Source organism: Comamonas sp. JC664 (assembly GCF_042647185.1).
In genome coordinates, this window is the sequence record NZ_JBHRUZ010000019.1 from 1 (window position 1) to 17869 (window position 17869).

The 17869-nt window shown below is 65.5% G+C and carries 17 protein-coding genes, 13 pseudogenes and 1 riboswitch; of the genes and pseudogenes, 8 read left to right on the top strand and 22 right to left on the bottom strand.

Translation table 11 applies throughout. The features are described from left to right. The 17 genes and pseudogenes from ACFODQ_RS03020 to ACFODQ_RS03100 all read right to left on the bottom strand — a co-directional run. Positions 1 to 431, bottom strand: a pseudogene (locus ACFODQ_RS03020) (hypothetical protein); the annotation flags it as partial. Positions 432 to 450: 19 nt separating this feature from the next. Continuing rightward, positions 451 to 930, bottom strand: coding sequence for a hypothetical protein (locus ACFODQ_RS03025; protein WP_377015012.1), 480 nt, complete (start codon positions 928 to 930; stop codon positions 451 to 453). Between the two features lie 50 nt (positions 931 to 980). Continuing rightward, positions 981 to 1466: a cob(I)yrinic acid a,c-diamide adenosyltransferase gene (locus tag ACFODQ_RS03030; RefSeq protein WP_377015014.1), complete on the bottom strand. Its 486-nt coding sequence runs from the start codon at positions 1464 to 1466 to the stop codon at positions 981 to 983. 223 nt (positions 1467 to 1689) lie between these two features. Continuing rightward, a pseudogene (locus ACFODQ_RS03035) lies at positions 1690 to 2511 on the bottom strand (ABC transporter ATP-binding protein). Continuing rightward, a pseudogene (locus ACFODQ_RS03040) lies at positions 2511 to 2797 on the bottom strand (iron chelate uptake ABC transporter family permease subunit). The pseudogenes ACFODQ_RS03035 and ACFODQ_RS03040 overlap by 1 nt, the downstream one beginning before the upstream one ends. Positions 2798 to 2876: 79 nt before the next feature. Continuing rightward, positions 2877 to 3155: pseudogene (locus ACFODQ_RS03045) on the bottom strand (iron chelate uptake ABC transporter family permease subunit); the annotation flags it as partial. A 19-nt stretch (positions 3156 to 3174) separates the two neighbouring features. Next, positions 3175 to 3558, bottom strand: coding sequence for an iron chelate uptake ABC transporter family permease subunit (locus ACFODQ_RS03050; RefSeq protein ID WP_377015016.1), 384 nt, complete (start codon positions 3556 to 3558; stop codon positions 3175 to 3177). A 51-nt stretch (positions 3559 to 3609) separates the two neighbouring features. After that, complete coding sequence (locus tag ACFODQ_RS03055; RefSeq protein WP_377015018.1) at positions 3610 to 3897, bottom strand: hypothetical protein; 288 nt, start codon at positions 3895 to 3897, stop codon at positions 3610 to 3612. A gap of 71 nt (positions 3898 to 3968) precedes the next feature. Next, positions 3969 to 4208 (bottom strand): ABC transporter substrate-binding protein, encoded by a 240-nt coding sequence (locus ACFODQ_RS03060; RefSeq protein ID WP_377015020.1) that lies wholly within the window; start codon positions 4206 to 4208, stop codon positions 3969 to 3971. Positions 4209 to 4214: 6 nt separating this feature from the next. Further along, complete coding sequence (locus ACFODQ_RS03065) at positions 4215 to 4544, bottom strand: hypothetical protein (protein WP_377015022.1); 330 nt, start codon at positions 4542 to 4544, stop codon at positions 4215 to 4217. Positions 4545 to 4688: 144 nt separating this feature from the next. Then, a pseudogene (locus ACFODQ_RS03070) lies at positions 4689 to 4793 on the bottom strand (hypothetical protein); the annotation flags it as partial. 197 nt (positions 4794 to 4990) lie between these two features. Beyond that, positions 4991 to 5158, bottom strand: a pseudogene (locus ACFODQ_RS03075) (hypothetical protein); the annotation flags it as partial. A gap of 302 nt (positions 5159 to 5460) precedes the next feature. Continuing rightward, entirely contained in the window at positions 5461 to 5829 is a 369-nt protein-coding gene (locus ACFODQ_RS03080) for a hypothetical protein (RefSeq protein ID WP_377015024.1), read from the bottom strand. Between the two features lie 194 nt (positions 5830 to 6023). Beyond that, positions 6024 to 6440, bottom strand: coding sequence for a hypothetical protein (locus ACFODQ_RS03085; RefSeq protein ID WP_377015026.1), 417 nt, complete (start codon positions 6438 to 6440; stop codon positions 6024 to 6026). Between the two features lie 164 nt (positions 6441 to 6604). Next, on the bottom strand, positions 6605 to 7114 hold the full coding sequence (locus tag ACFODQ_RS03090; protein WP_377015028.1) for a hypothetical protein: 510 nt from the start codon (positions 7112 to 7114) through the stop codon (positions 6605 to 6607). 25 nt (positions 7115 to 7139) lie between these two features. Beyond that, positions 7140 to 7217: pseudogene (locus ACFODQ_RS03095) on the bottom strand (hypothetical protein); the annotation flags it as partial. A 93-nt stretch (positions 7218 to 7310) separates the two neighbouring features. After that, entirely contained in the window at positions 7311 to 8132 is an 822-nt protein-coding gene (locus ACFODQ_RS03100) for a TonB-dependent receptor (protein WP_377015041.1), read from the bottom strand. Between the two features lie 446 nt (positions 8133 to 8578). Beyond that, positions 8579 to 8823: riboswitch (cobalamin riboswitch) on the bottom strand. Between the two features lie 36 nt (positions 8824 to 8859). Here ACFODQ_RS03100 and ACFODQ_RS03105 point away from each other — a divergent pair. The 6 genes and pseudogenes from ACFODQ_RS03105 to ACFODQ_RS03130 all read left to right on the top strand — a co-directional run bounded on the left by ACFODQ_RS03105 (position 8860) and on the right by ACFODQ_RS03130 (position 10753). After that, positions 8860 to 9074: pseudogene (locus ACFODQ_RS03105) on the top strand (DUF904 domain-containing protein). A 23-nt stretch (positions 9075 to 9097) separates the two neighbouring features. Next, positions 9098 to 9259, top strand: a complete 162-nt coding sequence (locus tag ACFODQ_RS03110; protein ID WP_377015030.1) for a hypothetical protein — start codon at positions 9098 to 9100, stop codon at positions 9257 to 9259. Further along, positions 9231 to 9422 carry a hypothetical protein gene (locus tag ACFODQ_RS03115; protein WP_377015032.1) on the top strand — a complete coding sequence of 64 codons (192 nt, stop codon included), beginning with the start codon at positions 9231 to 9233 and terminating at the stop codon, positions 9420 to 9422. The genes ACFODQ_RS03110 and ACFODQ_RS03115 overlap by 29 nt, the downstream gene beginning before the upstream one ends. 512 nt (positions 9423 to 9934) lie before the next feature. Further along, complete coding sequence (locus ACFODQ_RS03120) at positions 9935 to 10444, top strand: TSUP family transporter (protein WP_377015034.1); 510 nt, start codon at positions 9935 to 9937, stop codon at positions 10442 to 10444. Positions 10445 to 10448: 4 nt separating this feature from the next. Next, complete coding sequence (locus ACFODQ_RS03125) at positions 10449 to 10625, top strand: hypothetical protein (protein WP_377015036.1); 177 nt, start codon at positions 10449 to 10451, stop codon at positions 10623 to 10625. Beyond that, positions 10619 to 10753, top strand: a complete 135-nt coding sequence (locus ACFODQ_RS03130; protein WP_377015044.1) for a hypothetical protein — start codon at positions 10619 to 10621, stop codon at positions 10751 to 10753. The genes ACFODQ_RS03125 and ACFODQ_RS03130 overlap by 7 nt, the downstream gene beginning before the upstream one ends. A 25-nt stretch (positions 10754 to 10778) precedes the next feature. On the opposite strand, the pseudogene hemN reads toward ACFODQ_RS03130, so the two are convergent. Further along, a pseudogene (gene hemN / locus ACFODQ_RS03135) lies at positions 10779 to 12155 on the bottom strand (oxygen-independent coproporphyrinogen III oxidase); the annotation flags it as partial. Positions 12156 to 12305: 150 nt separating this feature from the next. Between hemN and fnr the strand changes: the two are divergent. Together fnr and ACFODQ_RS03145 are read left to right on the top strand one after the other, a co-directional pair. Further along, positions 12306 to 13027, top strand: a pseudogene (gene fnr, locus ACFODQ_RS03140) (fumarate/nitrate reduction transcriptional regulator Fnr). A 148-nt stretch (positions 13028 to 13175) separates the two neighbouring features. Continuing rightward, a pseudogene (locus ACFODQ_RS03145) lies at positions 13176 to 13618 on the top strand (universal stress protein). A 110-nt stretch (positions 13619 to 13728) separates the two neighbouring features. On the opposite strand, the pseudogene ACFODQ_RS03150 reads toward ACFODQ_RS03145, so the two are convergent. From ACFODQ_RS03150 to ACFODQ_RS03165, 4 genes and pseudogenes are all read right to left on the bottom strand, one after another. Then, positions 13729 to 15282: pseudogene (locus ACFODQ_RS03150) on the bottom strand (malonyl-CoA synthase). A gap of 65 nt (positions 15283 to 15347) precedes the next feature. Then, positions 15348 to 16139 (bottom strand): enoyl-CoA hydratase/isomerase family protein, encoded by a 792-nt coding sequence (locus ACFODQ_RS03155; RefSeq protein WP_116925993.1) that lies wholly within the window; start codon positions 16137 to 16139, stop codon positions 15348 to 15350. Positions 16140 to 16155: 16 nt separating this feature from the next. Beyond that, a pseudogene (locus ACFODQ_RS03160) lies at positions 16156 to 17168 on the bottom strand (Bug family tripartite tricarboxylate transporter substrate binding protein). A 192-nt stretch (positions 17169 to 17360) separates the two neighbouring features. After that, a partial coding sequence (locus ACFODQ_RS03165; protein ID WP_377015039.1) for a malonyl-CoA decarboxylase domain-containing protein occupies positions 17361 to 17869 on the bottom strand: 509 nt, incomplete at its 5' end.

The following is a 17869-nucleotide window of genomic DNA, read 5'->3' on the forward strand; positions in this document are numbered from 1 at the left end:
AGCAGCAGCCACTGCAGTGCCGCATACACCTGCCAGGCGCCCGCCGCCAGCATGCACCAGGCCAGCGCCGCCAGCACAAAGCGACCGTAAGCGCGCTTCCAGCGCCTGGCGCGGCGCAATCCCTGGCCCAGCATGCCCAGCAGCTGGCCATATAGACAACAGGGTGCAGCCGCACTGGCGGCTCGCCCAAGCCGATCCACCAGCAAGGCCACCAAGACCGCCAGCAAGGCCGCCATCGGCGCCTGCCAGGGCACGGCAGGGCCAGCATCGCCCAAGGCCTGGACCAGTTTTGCAGCAGCGGGCTGCACCGGCCAGTGCCAGCGACCACAGGCCGCATCGCTCATGGCTGCGTCCTTGGTTTGCTGCCAGCACCCGTCCATCAGCATGTCCTGCAAGGGCGCGCGGCTGGCCCAGCGCTCTTGCTGCAGCATGGCTCGGCATAAAAGGCCTCTACAGGGGCCAGCACAACACAGGCCAACGGGTATGCGCACCTGCGGGCTTTGGCCAGCAGCTGCGCCAGCGCCTGGCGTTCGACAGCGATACCCAGCCCATCCCCAGCCCTCGCACGCGCCGCCAGCCACGGTTCTGGATCGCGCAGGGCGGTGTGGCCACATCCATCTCGGGCAAGGTGCGGCGGCCAAACACATGGGCTTCGCGCCCCGGCGGCATGGCACCACCAGCACCTCGGCCGCCTGCAGCACACCCTGCACCTTGAGCTGCTTTAAAGTCGGCCTCGCGCGCACCAAGGCTTGGGCGGTGCGCGCGCTCCTCTTCAACCAGCGCATGGATGCGGCCGCGCATCTGCGCATCGCGCACCCGGATAAAGCGGCCAGGGCTGCATAAAGCCAAACGCTGGGCGCATGGGCGCGCCGCAGAGCAGGCGCGCGCAGGACGGCATCGTCCACCTGGCCGCCCGGCAAAGTGGCGCATGTCGCGCCGCTCATGGATGGCGCGGTATAGACCGCTGCGCGCTCAGCTCACTAAAGGCTGTCGCGGCAATGGTGGGAGCGTTGATGGGGGCGGAGTGGGAGTCGCTCATGCCAGCAATCGGCTGCGGCCCGGGCCTCAGTTTCAATGCCGCGCTGCGCCGGAATGCCGGCCTTGAACGCATGCTTGATCATCGTCATCTCGGTGACCGTGTCGGCCGCATCGATGATCTCCTGCGGGCAGCGCCGGCCGTGATGCAGACATGCACCTCCTTGGGGCGCGCGGCCGGGTGCGTCCAGCACCTCTTGCAAGGGCAGCCAGCCGTAGATCAGCGGGTAGGGTGACCTCATCGAGCACCACCAGGAAATACTCACCCGAGAGGATGGGCTGCCTTGGGCCTTTTCCCAGCCTTCGCGCGCCACTGGCGCTGTGCTCCAGATCGCGGCTTTCCAGCTGAAGCCATCGCCCAGGCCTTCGACCGGCAGGCCCACCTTCTCAGACAGGCGGTGCTCGCCAAAACGCGCGGTCGGCACCTTCATGAAGGTAGACCTTCACGGCCTTGCCCCGGCCGTGGGCGCGGAACGCCAGGCAAAGGCCGCCGTGGTCTTATTGCCATCGCCGGTGTTGACGATCACCAGGCCACGGCGCTCGCCTCGGGCTTTTCATAAGGCTTTTCGCTGGGTGGTGTTTCAATCTGCATGGAAGTCTTTCGTTGAGTCGTTGTGTCTTTGGAAACTGGGCCAGGCCCGGCTTCACAGGGATTCAGCGCAGGCGCTCAGGGGCTTGCACTACCGTGGCGGTGCGCGGCAAGGCCATCCACACGCCATCGATGGCACGCACCTGGATGCGGTGGTCAAACACCGCCTCCAGCGCGGCTATGCGTGGCCGGGTCTCGTCGCAGCGGCCTGGTGCAGCACCCGGCGGCCTGCAGCACCAGCATATGGTCGGCCAGCAGCGACATGATATCTCGTGGAGCACGCTGACCACGGTGAGTGCCCTGGGCGTCAAGGCCCGCATGCTGTCCACCCAGTCGGTCTGGTGCGGTGGGTTCCAGGTTGGCCAGCGGCTCATCCATCAGCAGTACCTGGGCTTGCACGGCCATGGCCCGGGCCAGCAGCACGCGCTGGCGCTCGCCGCCCGAGAGTTCGGCCACCGGCCGGTTGGCGCCAGTCAGGCATGGGCTGCGCGCAGGCATTGCTCCACCACCGCATGTCTTCGCGGGGCTGGGCGCTGCAACCAGGGCTGGTGCGGCAGGCGGCCCAGCATGGCCCACATCCATCACCGTCAGCTCTTGCGTCACCACTCCTCGCCCTGGCCAGCCAGGCCGCGCGCCTGGGCGCGCTGCTTGCGCGGCCAGCGCTGCAAATCCTTGCCCAGCAGTGCTACCTCGCTCTGCAGCTGTGCCGCCGGCCACAAAACCGCCCGCTCCTTGAGCAGGCTGGATTTGCCCGCGCCATTGGGGCCGACAATGCTGGTCCAGCGGCCTTGCGCAAACTGGGCATTGACGCCTTGCAGAATCGGCCTTGCATGCACAGCGGCGTGGATATTGGTGGCGCTCAGCGCAGCAGAGTTCGGAGTTTGCATCAAGCCCCCTGCCGACGGGTGCTGCGGTGCATGCGCCAGAGCAGGTAAGTGCCGCCCAGCGCGGCGGTCAGCACGCCCACCGGCAGCTCCTGCGGGGCCACCAGCCAGCGCGCCAAGATATCGGCGGCCAGCAGCAGCACGCCACCCATCGCGGCAGCCAGCACGGTGCTGCGGCCATGGCCCACCTGCACCAGGCTGGCACCAAGTGCGGGGCGGCCAGGCCGACAAAGGCGATCAGGCCAGTCTGCGCCACCGAGGTGCCGGTGGCCAGGGCCAGCACGGCCACCAGGCCATAGCGCAACGGGGCCAGTGGCAAGCCCAGGCTGGCGGCCGTCGCCTCGGCCCAGGGTCAGGCCATCGAGCAGGCGGGCGCAGCACCAGGTGGCCAGCACGCAGACCAGCAGCACGCCGGCCATCAGCGCGCAGCCCTCCCAGCCGACAAAGGCCGAGGTGCCCAGGGTAAAGGCCTGCATCGCCTGCAGAATATCGGGGTGGCGCAGCTCCAGCAGATCACGCATGGCGCCCAGCACCACGCCCACGATCACGCCGGCCAGCAACAGGCGCAAGGTGTTTTGCACATTGCGCGCCAGCACCACCGTCAGCGCCACCGCGCAGGCGGCACCCACAAAGGCCATGCCGGTCATGCCCAGGCGTAGAGCAGATTCAGGCTGGTGACGGACGACCCAGCAGCACCAGGCCCAATGCGCTGCCCAGCGAGGCGCCAGACGCACTGCCCAGCAAAATAGGGATCGGCCAGCGGGTTGCGAAACAGGCCCTGAGCGACAGCCCCCGCCAGGCCCACAGGCCACCAGCCAGCCAGGCGCCCAGCGAGCGCGGCAGGCGGATATCGACGACGATCTGCCAGGAAGTCGGGTCGTCGCGCATGCGCAACACGCTCTCCCAACGGTGCTGCCGACGCTGGCGCGACAAGCAGCAGCAAGGCGCTGAGCACCAGCAGCACCAGCGCCACCAGGCACTGCGGCGCAGGCCGGGCGCCGCCTCGCGCTGCGCTGCGGATGCGGGTGCTGAGGTGGGAAAAGCAGCCATCAGCGCGCACCGCAGCCTTGCCGGTGCCTTGTCGGCCAGGCAGCGCGCCCATCAGCGCCGCCGCCTGGGCCATGCGCGGGCTGGGCGCACGATCGCATACGACTCTTCATCCGTAAACACACAGACCCGCCCGGCCTTGACGGCCTGGAGGTTGTGCCAGCCCGGGTAGCTGGTGGCAGCCTGCATGCTGCGGTTGCCCAGCATGATCACATCGGGCTGGGTCGCGCAGCAAAAACTCGGGCTCAGCCGGGGAAACGGGCCCAGCTCAGCGGGCACGACATTGTCCACGCCCAGTTGGGTCAGGGTCTCGCCAATAAAGGACTGTGGGGCCGGCCGCATAAGGGCCGCGGCTCACCTCAAAGTAGACCGGCTATGGCGCGTGCGCTCGGGCAGGTCGCGCACCACCGCCATCAATGCCTGAATCCAGCGCGTGCCAGACCGGTCAGCGCCCTGCGCCTGGGGAACGCCAGGAGCTGGCCCAGGGTGCCCAGCACGCGGTGGATATCGGCCTTGGACTTCACATCGAGCGCCACCACCTTCAGGCCCAGGGCCTGCAAGCGCTCTGCCGCCTTGGAGGCATCGGACAGCAGCACCACATCGGGCTTGAGCGCCACCACGGATTCAACGCTCGGGTCCAGACCGCCGCCCACCACCGGTTAGTTTACTTGACCGAGCGGGGCCAGGTCCGAATAGCGGTCCACCCCCACCAGGCGCTCACACAGTCCCAGCGCGCAGGTGCTCTCGGTGAGCGACGGCAGAAGACTCACGATGCGCTGCGGTGGTTGCGCCAGCTGGACCTTGCGGCCCCGGTCGTCGACGATGGCCACGGGAGCAACCAGGTCCTGGTCTTTCCAGACCGGCGCATTGGCAAAGGGTTGCAGGCGCAGTTCATCGACGCTGGCGGACGGCGCAGCTTGGGCCATCGGCAACGCGAGCATCAGCGCCACAACGGGCAGTGCCTGCCGCAAAAGGGGTCGGGGAGCCATCAACAAGGCCATCATTTCATCTGCAGCGGCAAGCCCGCCGCCATCAGTTGCACGCGGTTGCAGGCCGCTGCCGCTTGCTGGTTGAGCAGACCCAGCGCATCGCACAAAGGGCGGCACCTCGCGGCCCATCGGAATGACACCCAGGCCAATCTCATTGCTGACCAAAATGACAGGCCCCGGTGCGGCCTGCAGGGCAGCGACAAAGGCATCGCACTGTACCTGCCAGGCTTGCGCAGTGTGAAAGCGCAGGAGTCTCCATCGGCATCAACCAGTTGGTGAGCCACAGGGTCAGGCAGTCGACCACCAGCAGGTGTTCGGGCCGGCTGCTCGCCAGCAGCTGCTGGGCGACGTCGCGCGCGCGCCTCCACGGTGGCCAGTTGCGGCACGCGGGCGCGGCGGTCACGCTGGTGGCGCGCAATGCGCTCGTGCATCTCGGCGTCATACGCGGTGCCGGGTGGCGACCAGGCTGGCGCTGCGCCGGCATCCGGCCTGCAGCCAGGCGCGCGCGCCAGCAGCTCGGCCTGGCGTGATTTGCCCGATTTCTGCCCGCCCAGCAGCAAGAGCTTCAGCGGCGCTCCATCAACGTGGAAAAGAGAGTCATCCATGCCGCGCATCTTAGGCGTTCAACGCCTCACGGTGGCCAGGCCTGCGGATCGACCACCGGCATGTCCACCCCCAGCAAGGCCGCTACGGCCTGCGGGCACGAGGGAAACCAGGCATGGAAATAGCTCGCATGGATGCTGCCCTGCTGGTAGACGGCTTCGCCCTTGCCGCTCTCGGCGCCTGGCCCGGGCGGCTGCTGCGCGCCACTTCCAGGGCCTCACTCTGCAGTTTGGAATAGTGAAAGGTATGGCCGCGCAGCATGCCCCAGGGCGTCAGCAGCTGCTGCATGCCCAGACCCGCCAGCGCTGGTGCATCACGGCCTGCGCTGGCAGCAAGCCCCACAGCTGTGCCAGCGGCTGTCCAGGTCGGTCAGCCCCTCGGCCAGTGCCACCATGCCGCCGCATTCGGCCCAGACGGGTTTGCGCTGTTCCAGGTGCGCCTGCAGATCCAGCTGCAAGCCCATTGGCCTTGAGCGCGGGCAGGTGCAGCTCGTGTAGCCGCCAGGCAGCCACAGCGCATCGCAGGCGGGCAGGCGGTCGCCTGCGATCGGCGAGAAAAAAAGGCCAGCTCGGCGCCCATGGCCTGCAGCATTCCAGATTGGCGGTGTAGTGATAAAGCTGAAAGCGGCATCGCGGGGACGGCAATGCGAGCGCCGGCCAGCCAGGCGGCACCGGGGCGGCAACAGCAGGCGCGGTAAAGGCCACCGTCCAGCGCTGCTGCCACTCCTGCCAGCTCAGCTGGCCACAGCGGCGTTTTGCGCCAGCACGTCGGCGGCGGCATCCAGGCGCTCGGAGCGTCGTGCAGCTCATGGGCTGCCACCAGGCCCAGGTGGCGCTCGGGCAGCAGGTTGGCGCGCGGTTTCGCAGCATCGAGGTCTCACCTGGTGCATCGCGCCCAGCCACAGTGCGGGGTCGCGCAGGCCGCTGCGCAGCATCTCACCCGTGGTGGGCAGTGGCCACGCGGTTGGCCAGCACAACCGGCCAGCTGCAGGCCTGGGTCATAGTGCTGCAAGCCATGGGCAATGGCGCCAAAGGTAGCGGCCATGGCCGATGCATCGACCACCACCACAGCGGAGATGCCCAGCGACTTGGCCAGCTCGGCCGCGCTGTTGGCACCATCGAACAGGCCCATCACGCCTTCGATCAGCAGCACATCGTTGCTTTGCGCGGCCTGAAACAGGCGTGCGCGCACATCCACTTCACCGTTCATCCAGCGGTCCAGCGCATGCACGGGCTGGCCGCTGGCCAGGCGCAGCCACTGCGGATCGAGAAAATCCGGGCCGCATTTGAACACCTGGACCCGCCGGCCCTGGCGGGCATGCAGGCGCGCAAGGCTACCGTCACCGTGGTCTTGCCCTGGCCCGATGCGGGCGCCGCAATATCAGCAGTGCCACGCAAGCGGCCGTTGGGCGGTCCTGAACCGTCGTGTCATGTCATGGCTGCTTATCCCCTCTGCGCTCAGCGCGGCATCCACTTCACACCCACATACACCTGCGACCTTCGGTGGCATAGGTGCGTGCGGTCTGGTAGCGCTTGTCGGCCAGGTTGTTGATACGGGCGATCAGGTTCACATCCTTGGCCACCTCGGTCTGCGCTGACAGGTTGAACAGGTGTAGCGCCCAGCACATTGATGTTGGCGGCATTGTCAAAGCGCTTGGCGCTGGTCTGCAGGTCGGCCGCCCAGGTCCAACCGGCTGCACGCGTCTCGGCGCCCAGGGTGGCATAGCGCTTGGCGCGGCGCGCCAGCAGCTTGTCGTTTTCGGTATCGCGCGGGTTCTGGAAGTCGACCGAGCCGTGCAGGTTGAACGCGCCCAGCTTGGTCGTGGCGCAAGGTGATGCCTTCCAGGCGTGCCTTGCCCACATTGCATAGCAGCCGAAGAATGCGCTGTCGCAGCTGCCGGGCGACGAGAAGTTGATCAGGTTGGTGACCCGGTTTGCGGTAGCCCGTGGACGAGAAGCTGTCGGCACCCTGCGCCCAGCGCAGGCCCAGCTCGGCATTGCGGCTTTTCTCGGGCTGCAGCGATGCGTCGCCGTATTCGCTAAAGCGATGGTAGAGCGTGGGCGCGCGGAAGGCCGTGCCTACCGTCGCGGTGGCGCGCCAGTTTGCCGCAAAGGCATAGCCATAGGCAGCGCTGCGGTGGTCTTGCCGCCAAACTCGCTGTCGTCATCCCGGCGCAGGTTCAGCTGCACGTGTGCGGGCCGGGAGTTTCAGGCCATAGCCCAGCGCCAGCGCATTCTGGTGGCGGTCGCGGTCAATGCCGCCATTCGTCAGCGCGTCGTCACGCCGCTCAAGTGCGGCCGTCAAGGTGTGGACGCCCAGGCGCCAGGTATTTTGGAACAGGTAGTTATGCAGGCGCGTGTCCGTCTGGTAGGGCGAGGGCCGGGTCTCGTAATAGTCGCGCGACTGGCTGAACTGCAGCTTGGTGCTGTAGTGCTCGGTCCACTGCGCCTGCCAGTTCAGGCCCAGCGCAAACATCTTGTTGAGGCTGCGTCGTCCTCGGTCAGGCTGCTGTCGTAGCCCGAGTTCACATCGCTGGCCAGCAAGGTGGCTTCGAGCCGGTGCTGGCCGTTGAGCTGGTAGCCAGGCGGCGCTGACCGCATTGCTGCGGTAGTCGTCCTCGTCTGGGTTGGCGGTGGCCACGGTGCGGGCATTGAAGCCATCGGTCTGCGAGCGGTTCAGACCCCAGCGCGTAATCCCAGCCGTCGGCGCCGCGGAGATACCGGCCTCGGCCGTGAACGTGCCCCGGTTGCCAAAGCCCAGGCCGACATAGGGCTGGGGCGCGCCCTCACCTTTCTTGGTGAAGATCTGCACTACGCCGCCCATCGCGTCCGAGCCGTAGACGGCAGCGGCCGGGCCGCGCAGCACTTCGATGCGATCGATCAGCGCCAGCGGAATCGATTGCCAGGAGGCGCCGCCAGTCGATTGCGAGTCCATGCGCACGCCGTCGACATAGACAGCGGTAAAGCGCGAATCGGCGCCACGCATGAACACGCTGGTCGTCGTGCCGGCCCGCCGTTGCGCGAAATCTGGATGCCCGGCACGCGCGCGAGCACATCGGCCACGCTGCCCGGGCCTGGCGCTCGATGGTCTGCGCTATCGATGATAGACATGTCGGCCACCAGATCGGACAGAGGCGCTGCTCGATGCGGTTGGCGGTCACCACCATCTCTTGCAGGTTTTTACCCTCTGTTTCCAGGGCGGCTGGGGCCTGCTGCGCCTGTGCTGGCCGCAACAGGGGCAGCGCCGCTGCGATGGCCAAGGCCAAAAAACGGGGGGTATGGAGGGTGCGCGAGCGGGGCGCAAGCGCGGGACGCGCGAAGGGGCGTGTCGAAAAGCAGAGGAAAACATGCACTGAGTTGGTGATGAACCACCCCGCGCCAGCCTCCCCGCCGGCAATGGGGAACACGGAAGCCGCGGCAAGGCCTCAGCCACGCGCCTCCACTATTGTTGGCCGGTATCCGGCTGGCGATGACACAGCACACGCTTCCCAAACACTTGTTCAAGGTATTCAGTGGATAGTGGTGGCTGTGGATGGCGCAAAAGCCAACCATCGCTTACCGTTGCGGGGGCAGCGCAGGTTGCGTTAGGCTTGTAGGGCACAAGCGGCGCTCCTGCTTCCCGTTGAACTGCCCCCATGTGAACCACTGGGGCGAGCACCAACGGGTACAATTTTAGCGTTAAACCCATTGCGCACTAAGAAGACTGTCTCTCTATGGCCACTACGCCTTCTATGGATCTGATGCTTGAGCGGGTGGAGGCACTGCTGAGCGTCATGAGGCTTTGCAACGCGCCCACGCCCAATTGCAAGAGCAAGTCACCACCCTGACCCAGGAGCGCGACTCCCTCCAATCGCGCCTGACAGCGGCCCGCGCCCGCGTGGATGCACTGATCGAACGCCTGCCCAAGACCTTTGACCAGGACGAATGATGAAACAGCTGGAAGTACACATCATGCAGCAAAGCTATATGCTGGGCTGCCCCGAAGGCCAGGAAGCACGTCTGCTGGCTGCCGTCAAGCAGTCGATGAGGGCCATGAGCGGCATCCGCGACGCGGGCAAGATCCGTGGCGCGCGAGCGCATCGCTGTGCTGGCGGCCCTCAATGTCGCTTTTGACCTGCTTGATTTGCAAGTGCAAAACAGCCAGCTCAGCCAGACCGCAGACGCCCTGCAAGCGCAAGCTGCTGCGCAGTCTGCCGCGATGGTTGAGGTCCAGGCCAGACCGCCCCTGGGGACCAGGCGAGCCTGGACTGGGATGCGCCCCGTGTGCAGTCGGTGATGCACGCTGGACGCGGCGCTGGCGCCGGCCCCCGCAACCGGCCGACACCCTGGGCACCAGCGCTTGAGGCACTGCCGCGAGCAGCGCCAACACAGATTGCCGCGCCATGCAATGCTGGCTGCAAAATATCACGCCACCCATTGCTCAATCTGGCTAACCAGCTATCTTTTTTGACCAATCCAGGCACATTGAATTGCAGTTTTGGTGGGTGCGGCAGGCGCGAGCGATTACAATGAAAGCGTTCGCAGCCCTGCTGGACTTTATAGTTCCTTGAACCAAGCTCTACGAGCACGGGCTTGGTACATTACCTATTGAGCGTGATCGTCTCGCGTCAGATGAACCCAACGATAGGTTGCCCTCGCCCACCTGAACCCCCGGTTCAGGATGACGGTCCAGTGGATCCGCTGCGAACACCTGATTTTTTCGGGCAGGCTCCGCCCAACCTGTCTTCTCCTCTCCGCGACAGCGGGGTTTCAGGCCACCTGTTTCAGGTGGCCTTTTTACTGCGCGCCATGACTGATCCTCTTGTTTTGCTGCCGCTGTCGTTTCTGGGCCTGATCGGCGGTTTTCTGGCGGGCCTGCTGGGCATTGGCGGCGGCATGGTGCGGTGCCCTTCATCACCTACATCCTGGGCACCCAGGGCGTGGCGCCGGAGCTGGCGATCAAGATGGCGATTGCCATCCTCGATGGCGACCATCGTCTTCACCTCGATGTCCAGCGTGCGCGCCCACCACCAGCATGGCGCGGTGCGCTGGGACCTTGTCAAACGCCTGGCCCCGGGCATTGTGCTGGGCGGCCTGCTGGCCAGCCTGGGTATTTTTGCGGTGCTCAAGGGCAGCTACCTGGGTTTGTTTTTTGGCTGTTCATTGGTTACTCGGCACTGGCGCATGTTCCGCAAGCCCAATAGCCAGGCCATGCGCGCCATGCCGGGCACGGCCGGCCAGCTGGCTGCGGGGTGGCGTGATCGGCTGCCTCTCGGCCTGTGGGCGCGGGCGGCGCCTTCATCAGCGTGCCTTTCATGACCTGGTGCAGCGTGCCGATGCACAACGCGGTAGCCACGAGCTCGGCGCTGGGCTTTCGATTGCGGTCACCAATGTCATCGGCTTCATGGTGGCCGGCCTGCACCTGCAGGGGCTGCCACCGCATTCGCTGGGTTATATCTGGCTGCCGGCCTGGCCGCCATTGCCACCTGCAGCGTGCTGACCGCGCCGCTGGGCGCCCGCGCCGCGCACCGGCTGCCGGTGGGCCAGCTCAAGAAGATCTTTGGCGGCATCTTGCTGTGCCTGGCGCTCTACATGCTCTACAAGAGCCTGGCGGCCTGGCAGGGCTGAGGCCTGCCCACGCCCTGCCCTCAGATAATCGCGAGAAGCGCGCCCGGTTGCGGTCGGCCTGCAGGTTCTTGTCAAACACCATGGCGACGCCACGCACAAAGTACCAGCCCAGCTCCGGTCACATTGATCGATTCGTCGCTCAGCTGCACCAGGCCCTGCTCCTGCAGCTCACGCAGCTGGGCCAGCTCGGCGGCAAAGTACTGCGCATAATCAATCAGCCAGGCCTGCTCCAGCGATTCAATCGCCAGGCACCCCTGGCACATCAGGCCCATGATCACCGTGCGGCGCAGCAGGTTCGTCGCGCGTCAGTGCCAGCCCACGCACCACGGGAATCTGGCCCTGGTCGATCAGGTCGTAGTACTCCTCCAGGGTCTTGGCATTTTGGCTGTAGGTGGCGCCAATGCGTCCGATGGCTGACACGCCAGCGCCATAAGATCGCAATCGGCTGGGTGCTGTAGCCCTGAAAGTTGCGGTGCAGGCGGCCCTGGCGCTTGGCCACCGCCAAGGCATCGTCGGGCAAGGCGAAATGGTCCATGCCCACATACACATAACCGGCGGCTTCCAGCGCCGCCAGGGCCTGGGCCAGCATCGCCAGCTTGTCGGCGGGGGCTGGGCAGGTCCTGGGCCTGGATGCGGCGCTGGGGCTTGAAGCGCTCGGGCAGGTGCGCATAGGCATACAGCGCAATGCGGTCGGGCCGCAGCGCGTTGACCTGCTCCATGGTGCGCACAAAGCTGGCCGGGCTTTGTTGGGGCAGACCATAGATCAAATCGATATTGATGGATTCAAAGCCGATAGCGCGCGCCTGCTCGACCAAGGCAAACACCTGGTCAGCGGGCTGCTCGCGGTGCACCGCCTTTTGCACCAGCGGGTCAAAGTCCTGCACGCCAAAGCTCAGCCGGTTGAAGCCGAGCCGGTACAGGTGCTGCAGGCGCTCGCCGCTCACAGTGCGCGGGTCGACCTCGATCGCGTACTCGCCACCGGGCTGCAGATGAAAACGCTCTTTGACCATATCCATCAGGCGGCTGAGGCCGGCATCGGTCAGGAAGGTGGGCGAGCCCCCACCCAGGTGCAGTTGGCTGATGGTCGGCGGGCGCTGACATGGGCCAGTTGCAGGTCCAGCTCGCGCTCGAGGTAATCCAGGTATTCGTCGGCCCGCTCGGCGTGCTTGGTGATGATCTTGTTGCAGGCGCAGTAGTAGCACAGCGAGGCGCAGAACGGCACATGCACATACAAGGACAGCGGCGACAGCCGGCCCGCCAGACCGGTGCCGCGTTGCGCCAGCGCCAGCTTGTACTCATTCGCAGCAAAGGCTTCAACAAATCGGTCTGCGGTAGGATACGAGGTGTAACGGGGGCCGGGAACATCAAAACGGCACAGCAGTTCGGGGGTCAGGGAAATCATGGTTCTTCTTCCTAGCGGACGCCCCAATGTGCCCCAAGGCCTGCCACGCGTCCTTGATGTACATCAAGAAGCCTCTGGGCGCCAGCACGCACATAGGCCCATCCAAGGAACGTCGTTCCTATCTGAATAGTTGTTCACGGGTATTGATACATGACATCCAACTCCATCAAAGTAGCGTGCTCCAGCTGCAATTTGCGCGAGCTGTGCATGCCCGTGGGACTGTCGGCCGAACAGATGGAGCGCATCGACGAGATCGTCGCCACCCGGCGCAAGATCAAGCGCGGCAGCGCGCTGTTCCGCAACGGTGAGACCTTCACCTCCTTGTATGCGATACGCACCGGTTTCTTCAAGACCAGCATCGCCACCGAAGACGGGCGCGACCAGGTCACCGGCTTCCAGATGGCGGGTGAGATCATCGGCCTGGACGGCATCGTCAACGACCGCCATTCCTGCGACGCGATTGCGCTCGAAGATGCCGAGGTCTGCGTGATGCCCTACTCCTCGCTCGAAGACCTGTCGCGCGAGGTGACCGCCTTGCAGCACCATGTGCACAAGGTCATGAGCCGAGAGATCGTGCGCGAGCATGGCGTCATGCTGCTGCTGGGCAGCATGCGCGCCGAAGAGCGCCTGGCCGCCTTCTTGCTGAACCTGGTGCAGCGCTTGCATGCCCGGGCTTTTCGCAGCATGAGCTGATCCTGCGCATGACGCGCGAGGAAATCGGCAGCTACCTGGGCCTCAAGCTCGAGACCGTCAGCCGCACCTTCTCCAAGTTTGCCGAGGAGAACATCATCGAGGTCAAGCAGCGCCATGTGCGCATTCTGGACACCGACAAGCTCCAGGGCCTGATCAACACCCAGGCCTGCTCGGCTTAAGACCCTGTTCCAAGTCGCTCCGCCAGCGGATACAAACGCGGTCTGATCCGACATCCGCTCAAGCCGCAAGCGGCGATGCTCTGAGTTGCATCCACGGCAAGGCTGCCACCACAGCCCTGCCCCATGTCTGACCTGAAAGGAGCCTGCCATGTACCAACATATCCTGCTTGCCACCGATGGCTCTGAGCTGTCCGAGAAGGCCGTGCGCCACGCACTGGCGCTTGCCAAGCTGAGCCATGCCACGGTGACTGCCGTCAACATCTCGCCCAACTACCCGCGCAGCTACTTCGAAGGCAGCACCATGCAAAACCCCGATGACATTGCGCGCATCGAGGATGGCTGGGAACGCGCAGCGCAAGGCATTGTCGATAAGGTGGTGGCCGAAGGCGCCGCGACCGCGTGCCCATCAAGACCCTGGTGATCAAGTCCGACATGATTGCCGAGGCGCTGCTGGAGACGGCGAAGAAGGAAAACTGCGACCTGATCGTCATGGCATCGCACGGCTACCGGGGCTTGAAGCGCCTGCTGCTGGGCAGCGAAACACAGCATGTACTGACCCATGCCACGATACCGGTGCTGGTACTGCGCTGATCGCCGTATAACCGCATCATCCCCATAGCAAACCCTCGCCTGCGGCAGCTTCTGAGCGGCCACAGCGCGAGGGTTTTGTCATGGCGGCGCATGCCGCCTCCATAGGCGCATCAGCCCTTGAACAGGTCCTGGTACTGGTCGCGCAGCAGGTTCTTTTGCACCTTGCCCATGGTGTTGCGTGGCAGCTCGCCCACGACAAAGCAGCGCTTGGGAATCTTGAAATTGGCCAGCTGCTTTTTCAAGGTCGCAATGATGCCGTCGGCATCGAGCGGTTGGCCCGCCTTGGCAATGACCACCGCCACACCCACTTCGCCAAAATCGGGGTGCGGCACGCCGACCAGCGCGCTTTCCGCGACGCCGGCAGTTCGTTGATGAAGCCCTCGATCTCGGCCGGGTAGACGTTGTAGCCGCCGGAGATGATCAGGTCCTTGCTGCGGCCGACGATGGTCACATAGCCGCGCGCATCGATCTTGCCTACGTCGCCGGTCTTGAACCAGCCGTCGGCAGTGAACTCCTGCGCGGTCTTCTCGGGCATGCGCCAGTAGCCGCTGAACACATTGGGGCCTTGCACCTGGATATGGCCGATCTCGTCGGCGCCCAGCGCCTGGCCGTCATCGCCCTGCACCCGCACGCCCACACCCGGCAGCGCAAAGCCCACCGTGCCGCCCCGGCGCTCGTCCTGGCCGCCATGGCGGGCATCGGCCTGGTAGGGGTTGGAGACCAGCATGATGGTCTCGCTCATGCCATAGCGCTCCAGGATGGTGTGGCCGGTGCGGGTCTGCCAGTCGCGGAAGGTCTCGATCAGCAACGGCGCCGAGCCGGAGATGAACAGACGCATGTGCTGGGCCGCTGCCTTGGTCAGGCCCGGCTCGGCCAGCAGGCGCACATACAAGGTCGGCACGCCCATGAAGACCGTCGCCCGCGCCATCGCGGCAATCACCGCCTTGGGCTCGAACTTGGCAAACCAGATCATCTTGCTGCCATTGAGCAAGGCCGCATGGATCGCGACAAACAGGCCATGCACATGGAAGATCGGCAGCGCATGGATCAGCACATCGCCCTTTTTCCATCCCCAGTAGTCCTTGAGCATGACGGCATTGCTCAGCAGGTTGCCGTGGCTGAGCATCGCACCCTTGCTGCGCCCAGTGGTGCCACTGGTGTAGAGGATGGCGGCCATGTCGTCGGCAGATTTCTGCGCAGGCGTGTGTGCATCGGCGCAGTGCACCGCACGCTCCAGCAAGGTTCCGCTGCGGTCATCGCCCAGGTGAACACGCTTTGCGTGCCGCACTGGAAGGCGATCTTGGAGACCCAGCCAAAGTTGGCCGGTGAGCAGACCACAACGGCCGGCTCGGCATTGGTGACAAAGTACTCGATCTCGGCGCTTTGGTAGGCGGTGTTGAGCGGTAGAAACACATGGCGGCACGCAAGGTGGCCAGGTATAGCGCCATCGCTTCGACCGACTTTTCCACCTGCACCGCCACGCGGCTGCCGGAAGGAATATTCAGCGAATCGAGCAGGTTGGCGATGCGCGCGCTCATGCGGTCCAGATCGCGCCAGCTGTAGTTCAGCGGCTCACCGCTGGCCGACGTGGTCTCCACGGCGATGGCATCGAGGTCCTCAGGAAAGGCCGCGCGCAGGGCGCAGAACAGGTTGTCGTTGGTCATGTTTGTCTACTTGGTTGGTGGTTTCCTTGGCGCCTGCGGCCCGGCGGTGGCCAGCGCAGGCACGGTCAAAACTGGGCTGCTCTTTTGTCGACAAAGGCGGCAATGCCTTCGCGGTGTTCTGCCGAATCGGCATAGGCATAGGGCTGCTGCAGCACCGGGGCCTGGGCATCGCCTTCGGCCAGTGCACGCAGCAGCTGCTTGGTCATGCGGGCAGCCTGGGGCGCCAGGCCGCAGATGCGGGCCACGCTGCGTTCCAGCTGGGCCTGCAGGTCTTGAGCGGGGTGAACCTGGCTCAAAAAGCCCGAGGCCAGCATCTGGTCGGCGCCAAAGAGCGCTGCCTCCAGCAGCATCTGCCGCGTCTTGGCAGGCCCCACCTGGCTCAGCACCAACGCCGCCTCCTTGGGTGCCATCGGAAAGCCCAGTTTGGCAATCGGCGCGCCAAACTGGGCGGTGTCGGCCGCCAGGCGCATGTCGCAGCAGCTGGCCAGCTCCACGCCCGCGCCCATGCAGGCGCCTTCAATGGCGGCCACCAACGGCACATCGCATTGCAGCATGGCGTTGAGCGCCGGCCAGACCTCGCCTTCGTGGAAGGCGGCCAGGCTCTCTGGGGCAAAGCGAAAGTCGGCGTACTCCGAGATATCGCCACCGGCACAAAAGGCCTCGCCCTCGCCTTGCAGCACGATGCAGCGCAGCCCGGGCTGGCGCTGCAGGTCCTCAAACACGCTGCGCAGCTGGCGCCACATGGCGCGCGACATGGCATTGCGCTTGCCCGCATGGTTCAGCACCACGCGCACGGCCTGCGCGCGGGATGCCTCTTCGCCCGCCACCCACGATTGCACACGAACCTGCCCCGCCATCATCTCGCTCCTCTTGTCATTCAATCTTCGCGCCCGAGGCCTTGACCACCTCGGCCCAGCGCTTGACCTCATCGGCCACAAAGGCGGCAAACTGCGGCTGCGTCATGCTGCCATATTCCGCACCATTCTTGGCCCAGATGGCCTTGATTTCTTCGGAGGCGCCCATGCGCTTGGCCTCTTCGAACATGCGCGCCTGCAGCTCGGGCGAGGTGCCCTTGATGGCCAGAGGCCGTACCAGGTGGTCACGTTGTAGTCGGGCAAGCCGACTTCGGCAGCGCAGGGCACATCGGGCAGCGAGGGGTTGCGCTGGCTGCCCGAGACCATCAGGCACTTGATGCGCCCGGCGGCGATATGCGCGGCCGACGAGCCCAGGCCATCGAACAGCATGTCCACATTGCCGGCAATCAGGTCCTGCAGCGCCGGGCCGCGCCTTGTAGGGTACATGCAGGATGTCGGTCTGGCTCTGGATCTTGAACAGCTCGCCGGCCAGGTGGTGGCTGGTGCCGGCGCCAGCCGAGGCAAAGCTCATCTTGCCCGGGTTGGCCTTGAGCTGGGCCAGCAGCTGCTGCATATTGGCCGCCGTCACCCGCTTGGGGTTGACCACCAGCACCTGCGGCACCGTCGCCAGCAAGGCCAGCGGCACCAGGTCCTTCTGAATGTCGTAATCAAGCCGGGGATAGACCGAGGGCGCAATCACATGGTGGGTGCCGCCCATAAAGAAATGGTAGCCATCGGAGGGCTGGCGCGCGGCAAAGCTGGCCCCAGGGTGCCGCCTGCGCCGCCCTTGTTGTCGATCACCAGGGTCTTGCCCGAGATTTTCGAGAACTGCGAGGACAGCGGCCGCGCAAAGGCATCGGTGCCACCCCCTGCAGGAAAGGGCACCACCCAGGTCACCGGCTTGCTCGGCCAGTCGCGCGCAGCGGCCGCACTGGCCCAGCTCCAGGCGGGCAGCGCGCTGCCCGCCATGCCAGCGGCCAGGCCCAGGACAGTTCGTCTTCTGGACGGGGAAGGTGTATTGCTCTTGGTCATCTTGTCTCCTAACGGTTATTTTTAAAGATCCACGCACACCCGCCTGCGCGCGCGACAGCAACGCTCAGGCCCTAGGTGGTCAGCAAAGAATGCCTACCACCCAGGCTGCGGCCCTATGGGGGCCTGCAGCTCTCTCCAGGCCAGCGCAGCGCCCGGGGGCGCGATGCTGGCCTGCCATCCTCAAAAACAGGTTCAGACCTTGGCCAGCGCCTCAATGCCCGATGACACCGGAATCTTTCCCTGGGCGAGCGCATTGCGGTGCTTGTCCAGGCGCTTCAAGTCGTACAGGTAGTTCACCATCAAACCATAGGACTGCTTGATGCCCTTGGCCGAGGTATCGCCCGCCCAGTTCAGGCGCTCGACGCGCGAGCCATTGCCCAGGTGAAAGCGCGCGACCGGGTCCACCGGTTTGTCCTTGACCAGGCTCTTGCCCAGGTAGCGGGCAGCGGCATGCAGCAGCAGCTTGGCGGCCGCATCGCCCGCCTGCCACTGGCCCGGTTGCTCCAGCGCGGCCATCCAGTCGTCCACCGTCGGCTCGGCCTTGTCCAGCGCCTTGCCCAGCTCAGCGCGCAGGCGCTTGTCGGCGCCCTCCCAGACCTCGCCAGCGTTCTTGCCCAGCCAGCTGCGAAAACCGGGTATCGGCGACAAGGTGGCGAACTGGCGCAGCTTGGGAAACTCTGCAATAACTGCTCGACCACGGT

Excerpts from the sequence above, each read along its gene's own strand:
- ACFODQ_RS03110 (WP_377015030.1), top strand. The coding sequence starts at position 9,098 with ATGCAGCAAAGCTATATGCTGGGCTGCCCCGAAGGCCAGGAAGCACGT.
- ACFODQ_RS03065 (WP_377015022.1), bottom strand. The coding sequence starts at position 4,544 with ATGGCTCCCCGACCCCTTTTGCGGCAGGCACTGCCCGTTGTGGCGCTG.
- ACFODQ_RS03120 (WP_377015034.1), top strand. The coding sequence starts at position 9,935 with ATGACTGATCCTCTTGTTTTGCTGCCGCTGTCGTTTCTGGGCCTGATC.
- ACFODQ_RS03055 (WP_377015018.1), bottom strand. The coding sequence starts at position 3,897 with ATGCGGCCGGCCCCACAGTCCTTTATTGGCGAGACCCTGACCCAACTG.
- ACFODQ_RS03100 (WP_377015041.1), bottom strand. The coding sequence starts at position 8,132 with ATGCGTGGCGCCGATTCGCGCTTTACCGCTGTCTATGTCGACGGCGTG.
- ACFODQ_RS03155 (WP_116925993.1), bottom strand. The coding sequence starts at position 16,139 with ATGGCGGGGCAGGTTCGTGTGCAATCGTGGGTGGCGGGCGAAGAGGCA.
- ACFODQ_RS03050 (WP_377015016.1), bottom strand. The coding sequence starts at position 3,558 with ATGGCTGCTTTTCCCACCTCAGCACCCGCATCCGCAGCGCAGCGCGAG.
- ACFODQ_RS03030 (WP_377015014.1), bottom strand. The coding sequence starts at position 1,466 with ATGAAGGTGCCGACCGCGCGTTTTGGCGAGCACCGCCTGTCTGAGAAG.
- ACFODQ_RS03025 (WP_377015012.1), bottom strand. The coding sequence starts at position 930 with ATGCGCCACTTTGCCGGGCGGCCAGGTGGACGATGCCGTCCTGCGCGC.